The organism is Novosphingobium sp., assembly GCF_041905565.1.
Classification (GTDB): domain Bacteria; phylum Pseudomonadota; class Alphaproteobacteria; order Sphingomonadales; family Sphingomonadaceae; genus Novosphingobium.
Window position 1 is genome coordinate 38,167 of the sequence record NZ_JAYRKX010000011.1, and the last position, 19,349, is coordinate 57,515.

At 66.2% G+C, this 19,349-nt stretch carries 23 protein-coding genes; 19 read left to right on the top strand and 4 right to left on the bottom strand.

All coding sequences use genetic code 11. The features are described from left to right. Position 1 precedes the first annotated feature (1 nt). From ACE3N9_RS10245 to ACE3N9_RS10260, 4 genes are all read left to right on the top strand, one after another. Complete coding sequence (locus ACE3N9_RS10245; protein ID WP_374283495.1) at positions 2–727, top strand: type 1 glutamine amidotransferase domain-containing protein; 726 nt, start codon at positions 2–4, stop codon at positions 725–727. Positions 728–793: 66 nt separating this feature from the next. Further along, positions 794–1,843 carry a bifunctional transcriptional activator/DNA repair enzyme AdaA gene (locus tag ACE3N9_RS10250; RefSeq protein ID WP_374283497.1) on the top strand — a complete coding sequence of 350 codons (1,050 nt, stop codon included), beginning with the start codon at positions 794–796 and terminating at the stop codon, positions 1,841–1,843. Positions 1,844–1,895: 52 nt separating this feature from the next. Then, positions 1,896–2,795, top strand: coding sequence for a lysostaphin resistance A-like protein (locus ACE3N9_RS10255; protein ID WP_374283499.1), 900 nt, complete (start codon positions 1,896–1,898; stop codon positions 2,793–2,795). Continuing rightward, positions 2,792–3,292, top strand: coding sequence for a hypothetical protein (locus ACE3N9_RS10260; protein ID WP_374283501.1), 501 nt, complete (start codon positions 2,792–2,794; stop codon positions 3,290–3,292). Before ACE3N9_RS10255 ends, ACE3N9_RS10260 begins: the two co-directional genes overlap by 4 nt. 110 nt (positions 3,293–3,402) lie before the next feature. On the opposite strand, the gene ACE3N9_RS10265 is transcribed toward ACE3N9_RS10260, so the two are convergent. Then, a complete protein-coding gene (locus ACE3N9_RS10265; RefSeq protein ID WP_374283503.1) occupies positions 3,403–5,568 on the bottom strand; it encodes a primosomal protein N' in 2,166 nt (721 codons plus the stop codon). A gap of 90 nt (positions 5,569–5,658) precedes the next feature. Here ACE3N9_RS10265 and fsa point away from each other — a divergent pair, with 90 nt between their 5' ends. From fsa to ACE3N9_RS10305, 8 genes are all read left to right on the top strand, one after another. After that, complete coding sequence (gene fsa, locus ACE3N9_RS10270) at positions 5,659–6,309, top strand: fructose-6-phosphate aldolase (RefSeq protein ID WP_374283505.1); 651 nt, start codon at positions 5,659–5,661, stop codon at positions 6,307–6,309. Between the two features lie 71 nt (positions 6,310–6,380). Then, positions 6,381–8,195 carry a cobaltochelatase subunit CobT gene (gene cobT, locus ACE3N9_RS10275; RefSeq protein ID WP_374283508.1) on the top strand — a complete coding sequence of 605 codons (1,815 nt, stop codon included), beginning with the start codon at positions 6,381–6,383 and terminating at the stop codon, positions 8,193–8,195. 132 nt (positions 8,196–8,327) lie between these two features. After that, positions 8,328–9,035 (top strand): hypothetical protein, encoded by a 708-nt coding sequence (locus ACE3N9_RS10280; RefSeq protein WP_374283510.1) that lies wholly within the window; start codon positions 8,328–8,330, stop codon positions 9,033–9,035. Between the two features lie 79 nt (positions 9,036–9,114). Then, entirely contained in the window at positions 9,115–9,792 is a 678-nt protein-coding gene (locus ACE3N9_RS10285; protein WP_374283512.1) for a nitroreductase, read from the top strand. Positions 9,793–9,801: 9 nt separating this feature from the next. Then, entirely contained in the window at positions 9,802–10,473 is a 672-nt protein-coding gene (locus tag ACE3N9_RS10290) for a nitroreductase (protein WP_374283514.1), read from the top strand. 48 nt (positions 10,474–10,521) lie between these two features. Continuing rightward, the gene (cysS, locus tag ACE3N9_RS10295) at positions 10,522–11,991 is read left to right on the top strand and encodes a cysteine--tRNA ligase (protein ID WP_374283516.1); all 1,470 of its coding nucleotides are present in this window, start codon (positions 10,522–10,524) and stop codon (positions 11,989–11,991) included. Continuing rightward, positions 11,988–12,488 carry a DUF3828 domain-containing protein gene (locus ACE3N9_RS10300; protein WP_374283518.1) on the top strand — a complete coding sequence of 167 codons (501 nt, stop codon included), beginning with the start codon at positions 11,988–11,990 and terminating at the stop codon, positions 12,486–12,488. The genes cysS and ACE3N9_RS10300 overlap by 4 nt, the downstream gene beginning before the upstream one ends. 52 nt (positions 12,489–12,540) lie before the next feature. After that, a complete protein-coding gene (locus ACE3N9_RS10305; RefSeq protein WP_374283520.1) occupies positions 12,541–13,479 on the top strand; it encodes a D-2-hydroxyacid dehydrogenase in 939 nt (312 codons plus the stop codon). Positions 13,480–13,614: 135 nt separating this feature from the next. Here ACE3N9_RS10305 and ACE3N9_RS10310 read toward each other — a convergent pair whose 3' ends face one another. Continuing rightward, positions 13,615–13,998 (bottom strand): hypothetical protein, encoded by a 384-nt coding sequence (locus ACE3N9_RS10310; RefSeq protein ID WP_374283521.1) that lies wholly within the window; start codon positions 13,996–13,998, stop codon positions 13,615–13,617. Next, positions 13,988–14,176 carry a hypothetical protein gene (locus ACE3N9_RS10315; RefSeq protein ID WP_374283668.1) on the bottom strand — a complete coding sequence of 63 codons (189 nt, stop codon included), beginning with the start codon at positions 14,174–14,176 and terminating at the stop codon, positions 13,988–13,990. The genes ACE3N9_RS10310 and ACE3N9_RS10315 overlap by 11 nt, the downstream gene beginning before the upstream one ends. A gap of 115 nt (positions 14,177–14,291) precedes the next feature. Between ACE3N9_RS10315 and ACE3N9_RS10320 the strand changes: the two genes are divergently transcribed. Beyond that, complete coding sequence (locus tag ACE3N9_RS10320) at positions 14,292–14,942, top strand: helix-turn-helix transcriptional regulator (RefSeq protein ID WP_374283523.1); 651 nt, start codon at positions 14,292–14,294, stop codon at positions 14,940–14,942. Positions 14,943–14,983: 41 nt separating this feature from the next. Continuing rightward, the gene (locus tag ACE3N9_RS10325) at positions 14,984–15,652 is read left to right on the top strand and encodes an MBL fold metallo-hydrolase (protein WP_374283525.1); all 669 of its coding nucleotides are present in this window, start codon (positions 14,984–14,986) and stop codon (positions 15,650–15,652) included. A 40-nt stretch (positions 15,653–15,692) separates the two neighbouring features. On the opposite strand, the gene ACE3N9_RS10330 is transcribed toward ACE3N9_RS10325, so the two are convergent. Next, the gene (locus ACE3N9_RS10330) at positions 15,693–16,085 is read right to left on the bottom strand and encodes an MAPEG family protein (protein WP_374283527.1); all 393 of its coding nucleotides are present in this window, start codon (positions 16,083–16,085) and stop codon (positions 15,693–15,695) included. A gap of 166 nt (positions 16,086–16,251) precedes the next feature. Between ACE3N9_RS10330 and rpmF the strand changes: the two genes are divergently transcribed. The 5 genes from rpmF (at position 16,252) to ACE3N9_RS10355 (ending at position 19,321) form a co-directional block, all read left to right on the top strand. Beyond that, complete coding sequence (gene rpmF / locus ACE3N9_RS10335; protein WP_374283529.1) at positions 16,252–16,431, top strand: 50S ribosomal protein L32; 180 nt, start codon at positions 16,252–16,254, stop codon at positions 16,429–16,431. A 30-nt stretch (positions 16,432–16,461) separates the two neighbouring features. Next, entirely contained in the window at positions 16,462–17,517 is a 1,056-nt protein-coding gene (gene plsX, locus ACE3N9_RS10340) for a phosphate acyltransferase PlsX (protein WP_374283531.1), read from the top strand. After that, complete coding sequence (locus tag ACE3N9_RS10345) at positions 17,514–18,482, top strand: beta-ketoacyl-ACP synthase III (protein ID WP_374283533.1); 969 nt, start codon at positions 17,514–17,516, stop codon at positions 18,480–18,482. The genes plsX and ACE3N9_RS10345 overlap by 4 nt, the downstream gene beginning before the upstream one ends. 108 nt (positions 18,483–18,590) lie before the next feature. Further along, complete coding sequence (locus tag ACE3N9_RS10350) at positions 18,591–18,887, top strand: integration host factor subunit alpha (protein ID WP_374283535.1); 297 nt, start codon at positions 18,591–18,593, stop codon at positions 18,885–18,887. Beyond that, positions 18,884–19,321, top strand: coding sequence for a MerR family transcriptional regulator (locus tag ACE3N9_RS10355; RefSeq protein ID WP_374283537.1), 438 nt, complete (start codon positions 18,884–18,886; stop codon positions 19,319–19,321). Before ACE3N9_RS10350 ends, ACE3N9_RS10355 begins: the two co-directional genes overlap by 4 nt. Positions 19,322–19,349: the final 28 nt, after the last annotated feature.

The following is a 19,349-nucleotide window of genomic DNA, read 5'->3' on the forward strand; positions in this document are numbered from 1 at the left end:
AGTGGCCGCGCTGCTGATCGTCCTGCCGCAGGCCGATTTCGATCCGGCGGAGGTTGCCTTGCCCTGGCTGGTCTGGACCCGCGCCGGGCATGACGTGGCCTTTGCTACCGAGACCGGGGCGGCGGCAGCCTGCGATCCGGTGACGCTGACCGGGGCCGGGTTGCCGCGACTGGCCCGCTTCCTGCGGGCGCGCGATTCGGCAATTGCGGCCTATGCGGAGATGATCGCGGACTCTGCCTATCTGTCCCCTCTGCGCTGGGACGCTGTGCGGCCTGGCGATTTCGCGGCGCTGCATTTTCCCGGGGGGCATGCTCCGGGGATGAAGCCCTATTGCGAATCGGGCGAGGTGATGCGGCTGGCCCGCACCGCCTTTGCGGCGAACCAGCCGGTCAGCGCGGTGTGCCACGGCGTGCTGCCGCTGGCCCGCGCCGGAGTGCTGGCCGGGCGGCGCACCACCGCGCTGACCGCGCCGCTGGAGGCCGTGGCGGTCTGGCTGACCCGCGCGGCCTTGCCGGGGCACTACCGGACCTATCCCGAAAGCGTCGAACACGAGGTGCGCCGCCTGATCGGTCCGGCCGGGCGGTTCGAGCGCGGTCCGCTGGCGCCGCGCTATGCCGATGCGGGCAGCCCTGACGCGGGCTTCGTCGTGCGCGACGGCGCTTACCTGTCGGCGCGCTGGCCGGGCGATGCCTGGACACTGGCGCGGCGCATGCTCGACCTGCTTTGAACGCAACATGCGGGACGCGCGCTTGCGGCACGCGGGATAGGGCTTGCGTCAGGAAGGAGCCCTGCAATGACTGACGCCATGATCGACCCCGACGAGTGCTGGACCGCCGTGCTGGCGCGCGACCGCAGTTATGACGGGCGCTTCGTGACCGGGGTGCTGTCCACCGGGATCTATTGCCGCCCCAGCTGCGCGGCGCGCCATCCGGCGCGCGGCAACGTGCGCTTCTTTGCCACCAGCGCCGAGGCGCGGGCAGCGGGGCTGCGGCCGTGCAAACGCTGCCTGCCTGATGACGTGGCGCGTGACGAGCGCGCCGTGCTGGCCGCCATCGCCGCGATCAAGGCGGCGGAGCAGCCGCTGGCGCTGGCCGCGCTGGCGGTGGAAACCGGCTATTCACCCACCCACTTCCAGCGCGTGTTCACCCGCCACACCGGCCTGTCGCCCGCCGCCTATGCCCGGGCGCTGATGGCCGAGCGTGCGCGCGAGGCCTTGACCGGCGAGGGGCAGGTGACCGAGGCAATCTATGCGGCGGGCTATTCCGGGCCGTCGCGGTTCTATGATGCCAACAGGGAGCGGCTGGGCATGACGCCATCGGCCTGGGCAAACGGGGGCAGGGGGGTGACGATCCACTGGGCCGTGGTGGAGACCAGTCTGGGCGCGATGCTGGTCGCCGCGACCGCCAAAGGCGTATGCCGCCTGTCGTTCGATGAAGGGCGCGCAGCGCTGGAAACGCGTTTTCCCAATGCCGAACTGGTCGAGGGCGGGGCGGACTTCGCGGCGCTGCTGGAGCAGGTGGTGGCAGCCGTGGAAGCGCCCGGCGATTTCTCGCACATCCCGCTCGACGTGAAGGGCACCGCGTTCCAGGAGGCGGTCTGGCGCGAACTGCAACGCATCCCGCCGGGCGAGACGCGCACTTATGCCGAGCTGGCGGCGGCGGCGGGCAAGCCACGCGCCGTGCGCGCGGCGGGCAGCGCCAACGGGGCCAACAACGTCGCCGTGCTGATCCCCTGCCACCGCGTGATCCGCACCGGCGGGGCGCTGGGCGGCTATGCCTATGGGCTGGAGATCAAGCGCAAGCTGCTGGAAAAGGAAGGCGCGGTCCTGCCGCTCGGCGATTGACCTGCCCGGTCCCGGCTGTATTGTTTGGGCAATACAGTTTAGGGGAGCTTTAATGACCGTGATCCAGCCGCGCCGGGGCCTGGCCCTGCGCATCCTGCGCTATCCGCTGACCTTGCTGGTGCTGGGCTTCGTGCTGTTTACAGTGATCTATGGGCTGGTCGCGGTGGGGGCGGGCACGACGCCGGGCCTGCGCGGTTCGCCGCTCCAGCCGCTGGCGGTGCTGGCGGGCGCGGCGCTGGCGGTGTGGCTCTACAAGCTGTTCCAGCGCTTCGTCGAAACGCGCGAGGATGCGGAATTCGCGCTGGCCGGGGCGGGGGCGGAACTGGGCCGGGGGCTGGGGATCGGCTTCGTGCTGTTCTGCGCGGTGGTGCTGGTCACTTGCCTGGCCGGGGGCATGCGGATCCATGGGCTGGGCCATGGGATCGGCGCGCTGTGGCCGATGCTGACGATGGCGATCATTTCCGGCCTGTTCGAGGAACTGCTGTTTCGCGGCATCGCCTTTCGCCAGCTTGAAGCGCTGCTGGGCAGCTGGGCGGCGCTGGCCCTGACTTCGGCCTTCTTTGGCCTCGCCCATATCGGCAATTCCGGAGCCAGCTGGTTCGCCGCCTTCGCCATCGCGGTCGAGGCCGGAGTGCTGCTCGGCGCGGCCTATATGCTGACCCGGCGGCTGTGGCTGGCGGTGGGGATCCACGCCGCCTGGAACTTTACCCAGGGCTGGGTGTTCTCGGTGCCGGTATCGGGGGGCAGGGCGGCCAAGGGACTGCTCGAAACCAGCTTTGCCGGGCCGGACTGGCTGACCGGCGGGGCCTTTGGCCTCGAAGCCTCGGTCGTGGCGCTGGTGCTGGCCACGGCAACCGGACTGTGGCTGCTGCGCCGCACTGTCCAAAGTGACGGGTTGATCGCGCCGGCCTGGCAGCGCAAGCTGGGGCAAAATACGGGAGAAAGCGAATGACCATGCCCTTGCCCGCCGGTGCGCCGGCCACTCTGCGCGAAGCCTTTGCCCATATCGGCACCGTCACCACGCCCAGCGTGCTGGACATGAAGGTCATGGCCCTGACCGAGGCGGCGGCGATGACGCTTTACTATAAGACCGCCGAAGGGACCGACAATGCGGCGGTCGCCGCGCTGCTTCAGGCCAATGGGCGCGAGGAATTCCTTCACGCCCAGCGCGCGGCCATGGCGGTGAAGGCGGTTTCGGGCGAGGATTTCTTCCCCCCGCTGGCTGAAGACAACCCCTATCTCGCCGATGGCGCCGCGCCGTTCGCCCCGGTGACCAAGGCTGCGCTGACCGGCCTGGCTCAGGGCGAGTTCGGCGGCGAGGCGCTGTATGAAAAGTGGGCGGCCAATATCGACAATGCCGAAGCGGCCCGCCTGTTCCGCCTCAACGGCAAGGAAGAGACCGATCACGGCAACCGCCTGATGCAGGCCGCCGCGCTGCTGCCGGATTGATCCATTTTCCCGCGTCATTGCGAGCGTAGCGAAGCAATCCAGAGCGGTGGCGCTGTTCGCCCCTGGATTGCTTCGTCGCTGCGCTCCTCGCAATGACGAGACTGTTTGCTTCAAACGAAGCTATACGGATCGATGTCCACGCCCACCCGCACGCCGGACGGGAAGGTCAGCTGTCCCAGCCAGTCGCGGATCACCTTCTGCACCTGCGCGCTGCGCCGGGCGTTGATCAGCAGGCGGTAGCGATAGCGTCCGCGCAGCAGCGCCAGCGGGGCGGGAGCGGGGCCGAGCACCATCACGTCCGGCAGGTTGGGGCGCAGCGCACCGATTGCGCGGGCGGCCTCGCGCGCTTCCTTTTCATCTTCTGACGAAACGATGATCGCGGCCCAGCGGCCGAACGGCGGCGCGCCGGCTTCGCGCCGTGCCTCGGCCTCGGCGGCGTAGAAGGCGTCGCGGTCGCCCGCCACCAGCGCGGCGATCACCGCGGCTTCGGGGTGGCGGGTCTGGATCAGCACTTCGCCCGGCTTTTCGCCGCGCCCCGCGCGCCCGGCCACCTGCGCGACCTGTTGGTAGGTGCGTTCCGCCGCGCGCAGATCGCCGCCTTCCAGCCCCAGGTCGGCATCGACCACGCCGACCAGCGTCAATTCGGGAAAGTGATAGCCCTTGGTCACCAACTGGGTGCCGATGATCACGTCGATCGCCTTGCCTTCGGCCTTGGCGACGAATTCGGCGATCTTTTCCGGGCTGTTCAGCGTGTCGGAAGTGACCACCGCCAGCCGCGCTTCGGGAAACAGTTCGGCCACTTCATCGGCGATGCGCTCCACCCCGGGGCCGCAGGCGACCAGGCAATCGGGAGTGTGGCATTCGGGGCATTCCTCGGGCACCGGCACCTGATGCCCGCAGTGGTGGCAGGCCATCCGCCGCGACAGGCGGTGTTCGACCAGCCAGGCGGTGCAATTGGGGCACTGGAAGCGGTAGCCGCAGTGCCGGCACAGCGTGAGCGGGGCATAGCCGCGCCGGTTGAGGAACAGCAGCGACTGCTCGCCCTTGAGCAGGCGGTCCTTGATCTCGTCGACCAGCCGGGGGGATAGCCAGCGCCCACGTTCGGGCGCCTCGATCCGCAGGTCGACCACTTGCACATCAGGCAGCAGCGCGCCGCCGAACCGGCTGGGCAGGTCGATCTTCCGGTAAGTGCCGGCCTCGGCCAGTTGCAGCGATTCGAGCGCCGGGGTGGCGCTGGCCAGGATCACCGGGATCTGTTCGAACCGGGCGCGGATCACCGCCACGTCGCGGGCGTTGTAGCGCACCCCGTCATCCTGCTTGAAGCTGACCTCGTGCGCTTCGTCGACCACGATCAGCCCCAGCCGGGCATAAGGCATGAACAGCGCCGAGCGCGCGCCGACCACCACTTGTGCCTGGCCGTTGACGATCGCGCGCCAGGCGCGGCGGCGCTCGCTCTGCTTCAGGTTGGAATGCCACAGCACCGGCGGCGCGCCGAAGCGCGCTTCGAACCGGCGCAGGAAATTCTCGGTCAGGGCGATTTCTGGCAGCAGCACCAGCACCTGCTCGCGCCGGCGCAGGGCCTGGGCGATCGCTTCGAAATAGCATTCGGTCTTGCCCGATCCGGTCACCCCGTCGAGCAGGAACGGCTGGAAGCCGTGGCCGTCCACCGCCGCGATGAATTCGTCCGCTGCCGCGCGCTGCTGCTCGCTTAGCTCCGGCTGGACGAAATCGGGGTTGGCGCGGGGGTAGGGCCGGTCAAGGTCGACCGTCACCGGCTCGAGCAGCCCGGCGCCCAGCATGCCGCGCAGCACGCCTTCCGAAACGCTGGCCAGTTCCGCCAGCTCGCGGATGCTGGCCTGCTCGCCGTGCAGCGCATCCAATGCGGCGGCGCGCTGCGGGGTGAGGCGCGCGGGCTCCGCCCCGGTCAGGCGGTATTCGGTAGCCGTGCCGCCGCCGCGCAGCGCCGCCATCGAGCCCAGCGCCATGCGCGCCACGGCGTTGAGCGGGGCGACATAGTAATCCGCGCACCATTCGATCAGCCGCCGCAGCGCGGCCGGGAAGGGCGGCACCGGCAGCACTTCCAGCAGCGGGCGCAGCTTGGCATCGGGCACTTCGGCGCCGTCCAGCCGGTCCGGCTCCCACACCACCCCCAGCACCTGGCGCGGCCCCAGCGGCGCGATCACCACGCTGCCCAGGTCCACCGCCATGCCATCGGGCACCCGGTAGTCGAGCACGTTCAGCACGGGATTGAACACGAGGAGTCGGACGCGGCGCATTGACTTGGGCTATATGGGGGCAAGGGGCTTGGTGCCAGCGCCGATAGGTGGCTATAGGCAGGATGAATCGCCAGCAGGAGCGCAGCCGCCGTGAAATTCTTTGCCGACACCGCCGAAATCGCCGACATCAAGGAACTGGCTGCTACCGGCCTGCTCGACGGGGTGACCACCAATCCCAGCCTGATCGCCAAGTCGGGCCGCGATTTCATGGAAGTGACGCGGGAAATCTGCGCCCTGGTCGATGGCCCGGTCAGCGCCGAAGTGGTCGCGCTCGACCACGCAGGCATGATGCGCGAGGCCGAAGTGCTGCGCAAGCTGGCCGACAACGTCTGCATCAAGGTGCCGCTGACCATCGATGGCCTGAAGACCTGCAAGGCGCTGACCAGCGACGGCACCATGGTCAACGTCACGCTGTGCTTTTCCGCCAACCAGGCGCTGCTCGCGGCCAAGGCCGGGGCAAGCTTCGTTTCGCCCTTCGTCGGCCGGCACGATGACAACGGCTTCGACGGGATGCAGCTGATCAGCGACATCCGCCTGATTTACGACAACTACAACTTCGCCACCGAAATCCTTGTCGCCTCGGTCCGTCACGGCGTCCACGTGCTCGAAGCGGCCAAGATCGGCGCCGATGTGATGACCGCCCCCCCGGCGGTGATCAAGGGGCTGTTCAAGCACATCCTGACCGACAAGGGGATCGAGGGCTTCCTGGCCGACTGGGCCAAGACCGGCCAGTCGATCTGAACGCGGTCGATTTGAAGTTGATCTGGCGCACCAACCCGGCAAAAGCGGGTCAAGGCTGACACAAGGCAGGCATGTCCGACGAATCCCCCCTCGACCGCTTCAAGAGCGTGCTGACCGGCGCCAGCCGCGCGATTGCGCACGAGCCTGAGGTCGAGGTGGCGTGGACTGCCGACAGCCCGGTGGTCAACGGCAAGAACTTTCGCATCCCCATGCCGGGCCGCAGCCTGCCGCGCGACCAGGCGATGGAAGCGCGCGGCTTTGCCGACAGCTTCGCGCTGAAGGTCAAGCACCACGACGAGGCGCTGCACGCCCGCCATGCCCCGAGCGAACCATCCGCCCGCGCCTGCTATGACGCGGTCGAGGCGGTGCGGTACGAGGCGCTGGGCGCCAATGCCTATGCCGGGATGCGCGCCAACCTCGATGCGGCGACCATGGTGCGCCTTGGCGGCGATCCGATCACCCGCGCCAGCCGCCCTGATGAAGTGCCCTTGCAGGCCGCGCTGGGGCTGCTGCTGCGCGAACACCTCACCGGCCAGCCGGTGCCCGAGGCCGCGAAGCAGGGCGTCGACATGCTGCGCGGCTGGATCGGCGACAAGGCGGGCCAGGATTTCGATGCCCTGGCGCTGTCGATCGACGATCAGCAGGCGTTCCAGAAGCTGACGCTGGACATGCTCCAGCACCTTGAACTGACCCGCGCCGATCCGATGGAGCCGGACACCGAGGAGGGCGAGGACCAGGACGGCGAGGACGACGCCGAGGACCAGCCCGACGACGGCGAAAGCCAGCAGGACCAGAGCCCGGCCGAAGCCGCCGCCGAACCGAGCGAAGGCGAGGACGACGGCGAGGGCGAGGCCGAGCGCCAGATGGAGGAGGAGACCTCCGAAGGCGAAGCCGGCGACGAGGGTGAGGAGGGGATGCTCCCCACCCGGCCCAACCGCCCGTGGACCGACCTGCCCGCCAATTTCGACTACAAGGCCTATACTGAGCAGTTCGACGAGATCATCGCCGCACAGGACCTGTGCGACGAGGACGAGCTGACCCGGCTGCGCGCTTACCTGGACGCGCAATTGAAGGGCTTGCAGGGCATTGTCACCAAGCTGGCCAACCGCCTGCAGCGCCGCCTGATGGCGCAGCAGAACCGCAGCTGGGCGTTTGACCAGGAAGAAGGCCTGCTCGATGCTGCGCGGCTGGCCCGCGTGGTGATCAGCCCCGGCCATTCGCTGTCCTACAAGATCGAACGCGACGTCGAGTTCAAGGACACCATCGTCACCCTGCTGATCGACAATTCCGGCTCGATGCGCGGCCGCCCGATCTCGATCGCGGCGATCAGCGCCGACGTGCTGGCCCGCACGCTGGAACGCTGCGGGGTCAAGACCGAGATCCTGGGCTTCACCACCCGCGCGTGGAAGGGCGGGCAAAGCCGCGAGTCCTGGCTGGCTGGCGGCAAGCCGGCGCACCCGGGCCGCCTCAACGACCTGCGCCACATCGTCTACAAGAAGGCGGACGAGCCCTATCGCCGCGCCCGCAAGAACCTCGGCCTGATGATGCGCGAGGGGCTGCTCAAGGAAAACATCGACGGCGAAGCGCTGCTCTGGGCGCACACCCGGATGCTCGCCCGGCCCGAGGACCGCCGCATCCTGATGGTCATTTCCGACGGCGCGCCGGTCGATGACAGCACGCTCAGCGTCAACAGCGCGGGCTATCTCGAACAGCACCTGCGCAAGGTGATCGACTGGATCGAAAAGCAGTCCCCGGTGCAGCTGGTGGCGATCGGCATCGGCCACGATGTGACCCGCTATTACCGCCGCGCGGTGACCATCATGGACGTCGAACAGCTGGGCGGGACGATGATCGAACAGCTGGCCAGCCTGTTTGAGGACGAATAGTCGGGTGGGATTTGGCTAAGGGCTTAGATCATTTCGTGGCCTTTTTGTGCCAGATACCAATCTTTCATTTGCATTAAACAATTACCTGATTATGCTCGTAAACTGATCTAAAATTTGATTAGTGAGGGGCTTATGCGGAATATTGCTCTGCTTGGATTGGCGATTTCAGCTGCTGGCTGCTCAAGCACTCCTGCTCCAAATTATACCCCTGTGACGGTGGCAGTGAGCTTCCCTGAAATTGGCAAGGATTCAGTTGTCTCGCTTGGGGAGGATATGCTTAAGCAGGGGTTTTATACAGAGACTGATGGTGTAGAGACTCTTGGTGAAAACAATATCAAGGGCTATAAAATTAGTTCAGGTTTCTACCCTTTGATCTCTGAAGATAAAGATAATACCTATCATTCATTTGGAATTTCAAGGGGCTTGGATGGTCAGGGGTTTCTTATTTCGGGAAATGACTTCCTGGGGCTTCCATTGGCTATTCCGCAGTCAATTCGATTTTCAAAGAGCAAGCAAGAGACGTGTGTAATAGTCGGAGGATTGAATTCTCCTGTCTGCGATACTGAGCGCAATTTCACGAGAACGAGGAAGCCTGCGCTGTCGGAGCGGGACTTTCAGCAGACTCTTATTTATAGTGGTCGAGTTGGGGGAAAAATAAAGATAGGTTATAGAGAGAATTCTGGTGGATATGCTCGAACTGCTTTCTCTAACGAGGCTGAATATGATCTCTCCATTTCGGACGAGATTGCTTATCGTGGTGCGCGAATAAAGGTGTTGGAAGCTGACAATTTGAAGATTCGGTATGTTGTTCTCTCGAATTTCAACGCGGCTAAGCGATAGGCTTGTTGTCCGGCTGGGAGTGTTGCGCAATTGAACTTTGTGTCTTGACCAAGGCATTTAATCGCCCGATTAAATCCATATGACCCAATCGACCTCTGTTACCGACGCCGTCCTGTCGCGCCGCTCCGTCCGTGCCTTCAGTGACAAGCCCGTTCCCCTCGACGTGATCCGCCAGGTGATGGACACCGCGCGGTGGGCGCCTTCGGGGTGCAACTTCCAGCCGTGGGAAGGCGCGATCCTGACCGGCGCGCCGCTGCGCGAATTGCAGGCCAAGATGGCCGCCAGCCCGCCGCAGGATCCCAAGGAATATTCGTGGAGCGATCCCGAAGTCCTGCCCGAGTGCCTGGCGCGCCTGCACCAGGTTGGCGCCGACATGTATGCCGCGCTCAACGTCGAACGTTCGGACAAGGCCGGGCGCGCCGATTTCATGGCCCGCAACACCGTGTCGTTCGATGCCCCGGCCGTGCTGATGGTCTATTTCCCGCGCGTGATGGGCGCGCCGCAGTGGTCGGACGTGGGCATGTGGCTGCAGACGATCATGCTGCTGCTGCGCGAGGCCGGGCTGGACAGCTGCCCGCAGGAATTCCTTTCCCTTCACGCCAAGCTGATCAAGGAATACCTGGGCGTTTCGGACGAAAGCCACATCTTCTTCTGCGGCATCGCCATCGGCTACCGCGACGAGGAAGACCCGGTGAACCACTTTGACCGCAAGCGCGAGCCGCTGGACGGCAAGGTCAAGTTCCTCGGTTTTGAATAAGGGATCATCATGAACGTTTCCGACGCTGTCGCCAGCCGCCGCTCGATCCGGCAGTTCCTTGACCGGCCGGTCGATCAGGCGGTGCTGCGCCGTGTGCTGGAAAAGGCGCAGAACGCGCCGTCGGGCGGCAACACCCAGCCGTGGAACGCGGTGATGATCACGGGTGAGCCGCTCGACCGGCTGAAAGCGCTGGTCGCCGATACGATCCCGCAGGGCAGCAAGGCCTATTCGGCTGAATATCCGGTCTATCCTGCCGAACTGGAAGGCCGCTATGCCGCCAGCCGGTTCGGGGTGGGCGAAGCGATGTATGCCTCGCTCGGCATCCCGCGCGAGGACAAGGCCCAGCGGCTCGGCATGTTCCGCAAGAACTTCCGCGCCTTCGACGCTCCGGTGCTGATGCTGGTCCACACCCCGCGCTACATGGGGCTGCCGCAATGGTCGGACATCGGCATGTGGCTGCAGACGGTGCTGCTGCTGCTGCGCGAGGAAGGGCTGGACAGCTGCGCGCAGGAAGCCTGGGCCGTCTACCAGAAGCAGGTCCGCGAAGTGGTGGCGCTGCCTGACGATCACATCTTCTTCTGCGGCGTGGCGATCGGCTGGGGCGACCGCGACGCGGCAATCAACGGCTTCCCCGTCCCGCGCGAGTCGCTGGACAACGTGGTGCGCTGGGAAGGGTTCTGATCCGACCCGGCTTGCCCGCGCGGGCGCGCCGACCTATGGCCTGCGGCCATGACTGACCTGCGCCTTTTCAACAGCCTGACCCGCCAAGTGGAACCGTTCCAGCCCGTCCATCCGGGCGAGGCACGGGTCTATACCTGCGGGCCGACGGTCTACAATTACCCGCACATCGGCAACATGCGCGCCTATGTCTTTGCCGACGTGCTGGGCCGCACGCTCAGCTTCAACGGCTACAAGCTGACCCACGTGATCAACATCACCGATGTGGGCCACCTGACCGACGATGCCGACGCGGGCGAGGACAAGATGGAAAAGATGGCCGCGCAGCGCGCGCAGTCGATCTGGGACATCGCCCGCCACTATACCGAAGCCTACTGGGCCGACATCAAGGCGCTGAACATCCGCCAGCCCGCGCAGTGGACCATCGCCACCGAATTCGTGCCGCAGATGATCGACTTTGCGAAGTCGATCGCCGATAAGCACTGCTACGAGCTCGACAGCGGCCTGTACTTCGACGTGTCGACCGTGGCTGACTATGCGCTCCTTGCTGGCCGGACGAAGCTAGATCAGCTTCAGGAATCCGAAGAAGCGCACATGCGAATTGATCCAGTGAAGGATAAGCGCAACGCCGCCGACTTCGCGATCTGGCGCAAGACCCCGCCGGGCGAAAAGCGCCAGATGGAATGGGACAGCCCGTGGGGCCGCGGCGCGCCGGGCTGGCATCTGGAATGCTCGGTCATGTCGGGGCAGGTGCTGGGCTTTCCGTTCGACATCCACACCGGCGGGATCGACCACCGCGAAATCCACCATCCCAACGAGATCGCCCAGAACCAGGCGTTCTGCTGCACCAATGGCCTGGACGTGCCGGCCAATTCGGGCGCGCGGATCTGGATGCACAACAACTTCCTGGTCGAACGCAGCGGCAAGATGAGCAAGTCGAGCGGCGAGTTCCTGCGGCTGCAACTGCTGATCGACAAGGGCTATCACCCGCTGGCCTACCGCATGCTGTGCCTGCAGGCGCATTACCGCAGCGAGCTGGAATTCAGCTGGGAAGGGCTGGGGGCGGCGCTGGTTCGTTTGAAGCGGCTGGTGCTGGCCGTGGCGGGCCTGCGCGGGCAGGGGGCTGAACCTGCAGCCGCGCCGGGTGCGCGCTTTGCTCCCTATCTTGAGCGGTTTGCCGCCGCCGTCGCCGACGATCTCAACACGCCGGTCGCGCTGACCGTGCTGGAGGAAGTTGCCGCGCTGAAGAAGGTCGATGCCGGGGAAAAGCTCGCCGCGCTGGCCGCGATGGACGCGGTGCTGGGGCTGGACCTGCTGGCGCTGGACCGCGCGGTCTTGCGCATTCGCCCCAAGGCCGCCACCATCACCGAGGACGAGATCGAGACCGCGCTGGCCGCCCGCAAGGCGGCGCGCGCGGACAAGGATTTCGCCCGCTCCGATGCGCTGCGCGATGACCTCGCCGCGCGCGGGGTGGAGGTGATGGACGGCGATCCGCTGGGCTGGGAATGGAAACTGGGATGATACGCACGATCAGGGCCTTGCTCTTGCCGCTTGCCGCCGCAGCCCTGATCTCCGCCAGTCCCGCCGGCCCGGCGCCCGCCCAGGTCGATGCACTGCTGCTCAAGGCCTATGGCGGGTACAAGAGTGCCAGCCTGGATGGTCCGGCCGATTGGCAGAAGCCGGTCTACAGCGCGGAAACCGCCGCGCTGATTCGGGACTGGCAGAAGCGGGTCGATGACAACCTGACCTCGCTCTCCGATTTTAGCTGGTTTTGCGATTGCCAGGACTGGGACGAGAAGAAGTTCCGCTGGACCCGCCTGTCGCTGCGCGCGCTGGGGCCGAACCGGGCCGAAGTGAAACTGCGCGTCAACGCCGGCTGGGACAACTGGTCGAACCAGCGCTTGGTGCTGGTCCGGCAGGGCGGCCGCTGGCTGATCGACGATCTGTTCAGCGACAGCGTGCCCACCGGGATCAAGGCCATCCTGCGCGAGGAACTGGCCGCCAAGCCGGGCGCATGACGCCAGCGGCGACGATACCTCCACCGATGCTCGATCAGTTCAGGAAAATGCCATGACCGTTACCGTGCTCAACGCCATGCTCAAGCCCTGGCTCGAAGGGCGGTTGCCTGATTGGGTCGAGCCGCGCTGGTATGCGAACAAGGACGAGGTCTTCGCGCTGGCCCCCGAGGCCGAAATCGGCTGGTTCGACATGTATACCAAGGCCGATGTGGTCAAGGTCGTGACCATGGCCGAACGGATGCGCTGGCTCAACACCGGCTATGCCGGGCTGGACTTCTTCCCGCTGGAGCTGATGGCCGAACGCGGGGTGCAGCTGACCAACGGGGCGGGGATCAACGCGATCACTATCGCCGAATACGTGGTCATGGGCATGCTGTCCTTCGCCAAGGACTATCCCGCCGTGCTGCGCGCGCAGGCGCGGGGCGAATGGCTCAAGGATTCGCCCGGCAAGCGCGAGCTGTTCGAAAGCAAGGCGCTGATCCTGGGGCACGGCGCGATCGGGCAGGAGATCGACACGCGGCTGGCCGCCTTCGGGGTCGAGGTGGCGAAGGTCCGCCGCACGCCCGGGCCGGGCACGCTAGGCCCGGACGAATGGCGCGCGCGTCTGGGCGAATTCGACTGGGTGATCCTGGCGGTGCCCCAGACCCCCGAAACCGAAGGGATGATCGGCGCGGCGGAACTGGCGGCGATGAAGCGCGATGCGGTGCTGGTCAACATCGCCCGCGGCGGTGTGGTCGATCAGGAGGCGCTGGTCGCGGCCTTGCAGGAACGGCGGATCGGCGGGGCGTTCCTTGACGTGACCACGCCCGAGCCGCTGCCCGAGGGGCACCCGCTGTGGAGCCTCGATAACGCGGTGGTCACCATGCACCTGTCGGGCCGGGCGCAGACCCGGATGTACGAACGCGCCGCCCAGCGCTTCCTGCGCAACCTGCCGCGCTTCCGGTCTGGCGAACCGCTGGAGGCCGAAGCGGATCTGACGCGCGGCTATTGACCCGGTGCGGTTGAACCAGCAGTTCACTGTGCAACGCAAATCCGCGAACTGCTTGCTTGGGCAGGCCACCGGCTGCACTTCGTCCGGTCAGGTCTGGCATCTTGGCTTCCAGTCTAACAGGCTGGAGCTAGCCTGTTAGGCATCCTCAAGCAGCAGCAGTTCGGTCTGCACTTCCAGCATCGGCTGGGGCAGGGCGGTGTGCTGCACGGTGATCACCGCCGCATCCGCCACCAGCTGGCGCGGAATGGTGAACTCGTGCTCGGCCAGCGCGTCGATGAAGCCTTCGCCCGCTTCGACCGCCCCGGCCCCGGTGAAGCGCAGGGTCACGCGGTGGCGCGTGCCCGCAAAAGTCGCGCTGGCCCAGGCCCGTTCGCTGTGGCTGATCAGCTCTGCCTGCCCATCGGCCAGTTCCATCAGTGCCGACAAGAGGTGCAGCCAGGTGCCGCGCCGCTTGCCCTGGCCGGTCGGGCCGGTCAGCACCTGGCGCATCGTCTGCATGGCGGCGGGATCAATTTGCACTGGCTTGCTCCTTATAGATGTTCATGAAATGTTCCACGCGCTTCGCTGTACCGGGACGGGGCACGCGGCCATTGCGCAGGTCGGCGACAAAGCGCGGGTCCTGCGCGGCGAGCCGGCCGAACTTGGTCCACGGCATTCCGGTTTCGCGCAGGAAGCGCTCGATCCGGCGAATCAACATGGGCATTTCCCTCCTGTCTCTGGCCATTCCGACGACGAATCGCCGTTGGAATAATCCTTTTGTTCCGGGTGAAATCCTACTTGTCTAGGAAAAATACATCGTGTAGCGATGATTTATGGTTACTCACGATCCACGCGCGCGTTTGCTTGAACTTGCCACCGAGCGGGGCGCCAGCCTGTCCAGCCTGTCGGAACTGATTGGCCGGAACAGCACGTATTTGCAGCAATTTATCCGCAAGGGCAGCCCGCGCAAGCTGGAGGAGACCGATCGGCGAACGCTGGCGCGGTTCCTTGGTGTGGACGAATCGGAACTGGGCGCGCCCGAGGAAAATTCTTCGCTTCCCATGGTAAAGCCGGCGCGGGGTGACTGGATCGATGTGCCGCGCCTGCCGCTGGGCGCGTCGGCCGGGCCGGGCGCGCTGGCGCTGGAGGAAGCGCCGATCGGCGCGTTCCGGTTTGCCGCGCGCTGGCTGCGCGAACAGGGGCTCGATCCGGCGATGCTCTCGGCCATCCGGGTCGAGGGCGATTCGATGGAAGCCACCCTGCGCGACGGTGACGAGATCCTGGTCGATCGTAGCCCGCGCCCCTTGCGCGATGGCATCCACGTGGTTCGCACCGGTGATGCGCTGCTGGTCAAGCGGCTCGACACCAGCCGCGCGGGCCTGCTCGCGCTGGTCAGCGACAACCCCGCCTACCGCACCATCGAACTCCCGCGCGAGGAGGTGAAGGTGATCGGCCGGGTGGTGTGGAAGAGCGGTCGGCTCTAGCCGGGATTGCAAAGCGCGCGATCCCGCGCCAAATCCTGCGCATGACCGATCAACAGAGCGAACCGCCGCTGCGCGTGGGGATCATCCCCGTCACCCCGCTGGAACAGAACTGCACCCTGCTGTGGTGCACCAAGACGATGCGCGGGGCGCTGTGCGATGTCGGGGGCGATCTCGACAAGGTGCGTGCCGTGGTCGCCAAGGTCGGCGTCACGATCGAGAAGCTGCTCGTCACCCATGGCCACATGGACCATTGCGGCGTGACCGGGATCTATGCCCGTGAACTGGGCGTGCCGATCGAAGGACCGCACAAGGACGACATCTTCTGGCTGGACCGGCTGGAAGAATCGGGCCGGCAGTACCAGATGCCGGCGGAAAACTTCGTGCCGGACCGCTGGCTGGAGGACGGCGACAAGGTCTCCGTGGGCGAGGTCGAGCTGGATGTGATCCATTGCCCCGGCCACACCCCCGGGCACGTGGTGTTCCACTATCCCGAAGGGCACATCGCGATTGTCGGGGACGTCATTTTCCAGGGCTCGATCGGGCGGACCGACTTTCCCATGGGCAATCACCAGCAGCTGATCGATTCGATCACGCAGAAGCTGTGGCCGCTGGGCAACGACACCACCTTCGTGCCCGGGCATGGTCCCAACAGCACCTTTGGCCGCGAACGGCAGACCAATGGCTTCGTCAGCGACTATGCGCTGAGCTGAGCGAACGGCCCCCGCTGCGCGAAGCGGGGGCCGAATCCCCTCACAGCTTGCCCAGCACCACCAGCACGGCGGCGATGGCCAGACCCAGCTGGGTCAGCATGGTGATGATCGTGCCGGCGGTGCGGCCGGCAGCTAGGCCGGTGCCATCCATGCCCAGGCCATGCGCGACGCGGCCCAGCATGAACACCGCGCCGACCGGCGCGAGCCAGGCGCCGCCCTTGCCGGCCAGTTCGATCCCCGCGATCAGCAGCAGCACCCACGGGGTGTTTTCCACAAAGTTGAGCTGCGCGCGCATACGGCGTTCCAGCAGATCGTTGCCGCCCGTGCCGATGCTGATCCCCGCCTTGGCGCGGACCTGGCCGCAGCGCAGCGCCAGCCAGAAGTTGATGACGGCCGCTGCGGCGGCCAGTGAAAGGGTGGTGGTCAGCAACATTGTTCTCTCCCCTGTTGGGCCAGAATGATGGCCCGGCGATGCCATTGGTCCGAGGGAGCTTGCAACGCGCCACAGAATCTGTATAGGCGCGCCTTCGCTCCGCCCGGCCCTTGTGGCCCAGCGCGGCCTTCTTAGACGTCTAGAATTTGCAGGAACAGGTGCCGCAATGGCTGTCCCCAAAAGAAAAACCTCGCCGTCCCGCCGGGGCATGCGCCGCAGCCACGATGCGCTGAAGGTCGAAGCATTCCATGAATGCCCGAACTGTGGCGAACTGAAGCGTCCGCACAACCTGTGCCCGGCCTGCGGCCACTACAACGGTCGCGAGATCGTCGCTGTCGGGCTCTAAGCCCACCGCAAGTCCCAGGGGGTTAAGCGCATGAGCCTGCCGCGTATCGCAGTAGACGCGATGGGCGGCGATGAAGGCGTGCGCGTGATGGTCGAGGGCGCGGCGCTTGCGCGTCGCCGCCACGACCGTTTCAAGTTCCTGCTCGTCGGAGACGAGGAGCGGATCAAGTCCGCGCTGGACAACCACCCGAACCTGCGTGCCGCGGCGGAAATCCTCCACGCGCCCGACGTTGTCAGCGGCGAGGAAAAGCCGACCCAGGCTTTGCGCCGCGCCAAGACCACGTCGATGGGTCTGGCGATCAACGCGGTCAAACAGGGCGATGCTGGCGCTGCCGTCAGTGCCGGCAACACCGGCGCGCTGATGGCCATGGCCAAGCTGGCGCTGCGGACCATGCCGGGGATCGATCGGCCCGCCCTGTCGGCCTTGCTGCCGACGCTGGGTGATACCGACCTGGTCATGCTCGACCTTGGCGCCAACACCGAATGCGATGCCCGCAATCTGGTGCAGTTCGCGGTAATGGGCGCGGCCTATGCCCGGATCGTCACGGGCCATGATGCGCCGCGCGTCCGGCTGCTCAACATCGGCACCGAGGAAACCAAGGGCACCGGCCAGTTGCAGGAAGCCGCCGCGATCCTCAAGAACGCGGCTGATGACCTGTCGATCCTGTTCGATGGCTATATCGAAGCGGACAAGCTGGGCCGCGGCGATGTGGACGTGGTGGTGACCGACGGATTTTCCGGCAACATCGCGCTCAAGGCCGTGGAAGGCACCGCCCGGTTCGTGGCCGACCTGCTGCGCCGCGCCTTTGCCAGTTCGCTGCGCTCGAAGTTCGGCTTCCTGGTCAGCCGTCCGGCGACCGAGTTGCTCAAGCACCACCTCGATCCCAACAACCACAACGGCGCGGTCTTCCTGGGGCTGAACGGTGTGGTGGTGAAAAGCCACGGTTCGGCCAGTGCGCTGGGTGTGGCCAATGCCGTGGCGGTGACCGCGCGGCTGCTCGAGGAAAACCTGACCGAGCGGATCACCGCCGACCTGGCGCGCCTTGGCGCCGAAAATCTCCGCAAGAGCCCGAAGGCTGCCGAATGACCCTGCGTTCCGTCCTGATCGGCACCGGCTCTGCCCTGCCGAAGCGTGCCGTGCCCAACGCCGAAATGGCGCAAATGGTCGATACCAGCGACGAATGGATCGTCGAGCGGACCGGCATCCGCAACCGTTACATCGCGGGCGAGGGGGAAACCACTTCCAGCCTTGCCACTGACGCGGCGCGGGCCGCGCTTGAAGCTGCCGGGCTCGAAGGCAAGGACATCGGCCTGATCGTGCTGGCCACGGCCACCCCGGACCAGACCTTCCCCGCCACGGCAACCATCGTCCAGGACGCGATCGGCGCGAACGGGGGCATGGCCTTCGACGTCGCCGCGGTCTGCTCGGGCTTCCTCTATGGCGTGGGGGTGGCCGATGCGATGCTGCGCAGCGGCATGGCCAGGCGCGCGCTGGTGATCGGCGCGGAAACCTTCAGCCGGATCCTCGATTGGGAAGACCGCACCACCTGCGTATTGTTCGGTGACGGCGCCGGCGCGGTCGTGCTCGAAGCGCGGGACGTCGCCGAAGACGGCCCCGGCATCCTGGCCACCAAGCTCCACGCCGATGGTGCGCACAACGAGCTGCTCTACGTCGATGGCGGCCCCTCGACCACGCAGACCGTCGGCCACGTGCGGATGAAGGGGCGCGAAGTGTTCCGCCACGCCGTGGTCAACCTGGCCGACGTGCTGGGTTCGGTGCTGGCCGAAGTCGGCCTGACCTCGGCCGATATCGACTGGGTCGTGCCGCATCAGGCCAACCAGCGCATCCTCGATGCAACCGCCCGGAAGCTGGGCCTGGCACCCGAACGGGTGGTGGTGACGGTCGATCGTCATGCCAACACTTCGGCCGCCTCGGTGCCGCTCGCGCTGGACACCGCAGTGCGCGATGGCCGGATCAAGCCGGGGGACCTGGTCGTACTCGAAGCGATGGGCGGCGGTTTCACCTGGGGCGCCGCATTGCTGCGGGTCTGAGTGGTTGATACCTGCTTTAGGAATTGCGTCGATTTCATTGCAATCGCGCGATCATTCACTATTCTCTCGACTCAGTGGTCGCGCCACTAGCATTGGGGGAAGCGCTGCATGCGCTCGATGAACACTCTGACCCGGGCCGACCTGGCCGAAGCCATCAACCGCAAGGTGGGCCTGTCGCGCTCCGAATCGCTCGGCATGGTCGAAGCGATCCTCGACATGATGTCCGGCGCCCTGGAAAACGGCGAAAACGTCAAGATTTCCGGCTTCGGCACCTTCCTGCTGCGCGACAAGGGCCAGCGCATCGGCCGTAATCCCAAGACCGGGATCGAAGTGCCGATCACGCCGCGCCGCGTGCTCACTTTCCGTGCCAGCCAGATGCTGAAAGACCGGATCGCCAAGGGGTGAGCGCAGGGGAGGACCTGTTCTCCCGTCCCGAGGAGCCCCCGCGCTTTGCCGATGGCAAGGACGAGGGGGCCCTGCGCACCATCGGCGAAGTCGCCAAGGCGCTGGGCATCCGCCCGCACGTGCTGCGTTATTGGGAAGAACAGTTCCCGATGCTGAAGCCGCTCAAGCGCAGTGGCGGCCGCCGCTATTACCGCCCCGAAGACGTGACCCTGGTCGAAACCATCGACCGGCTGGTCCACCGTGAAGGCTATACGCTGAAAGGCGCGAAGCAGGCGCTGCGAAGCGGCGCGGCCAGGGCGGCAGCCAAGCCTGCCCCGGCCACCGCCGCCGCGCCGGTGCAGGCCGCGCCCGCTCCGGCTGGAAACGCCTTTGCCTATCGCGCGCGGCTGATCGCGCTGCGGACAACCCTGGTCCAGGCGCTGCACGACAGCTGATCGGCGCTCGCCAAATCCGGTTTCACTG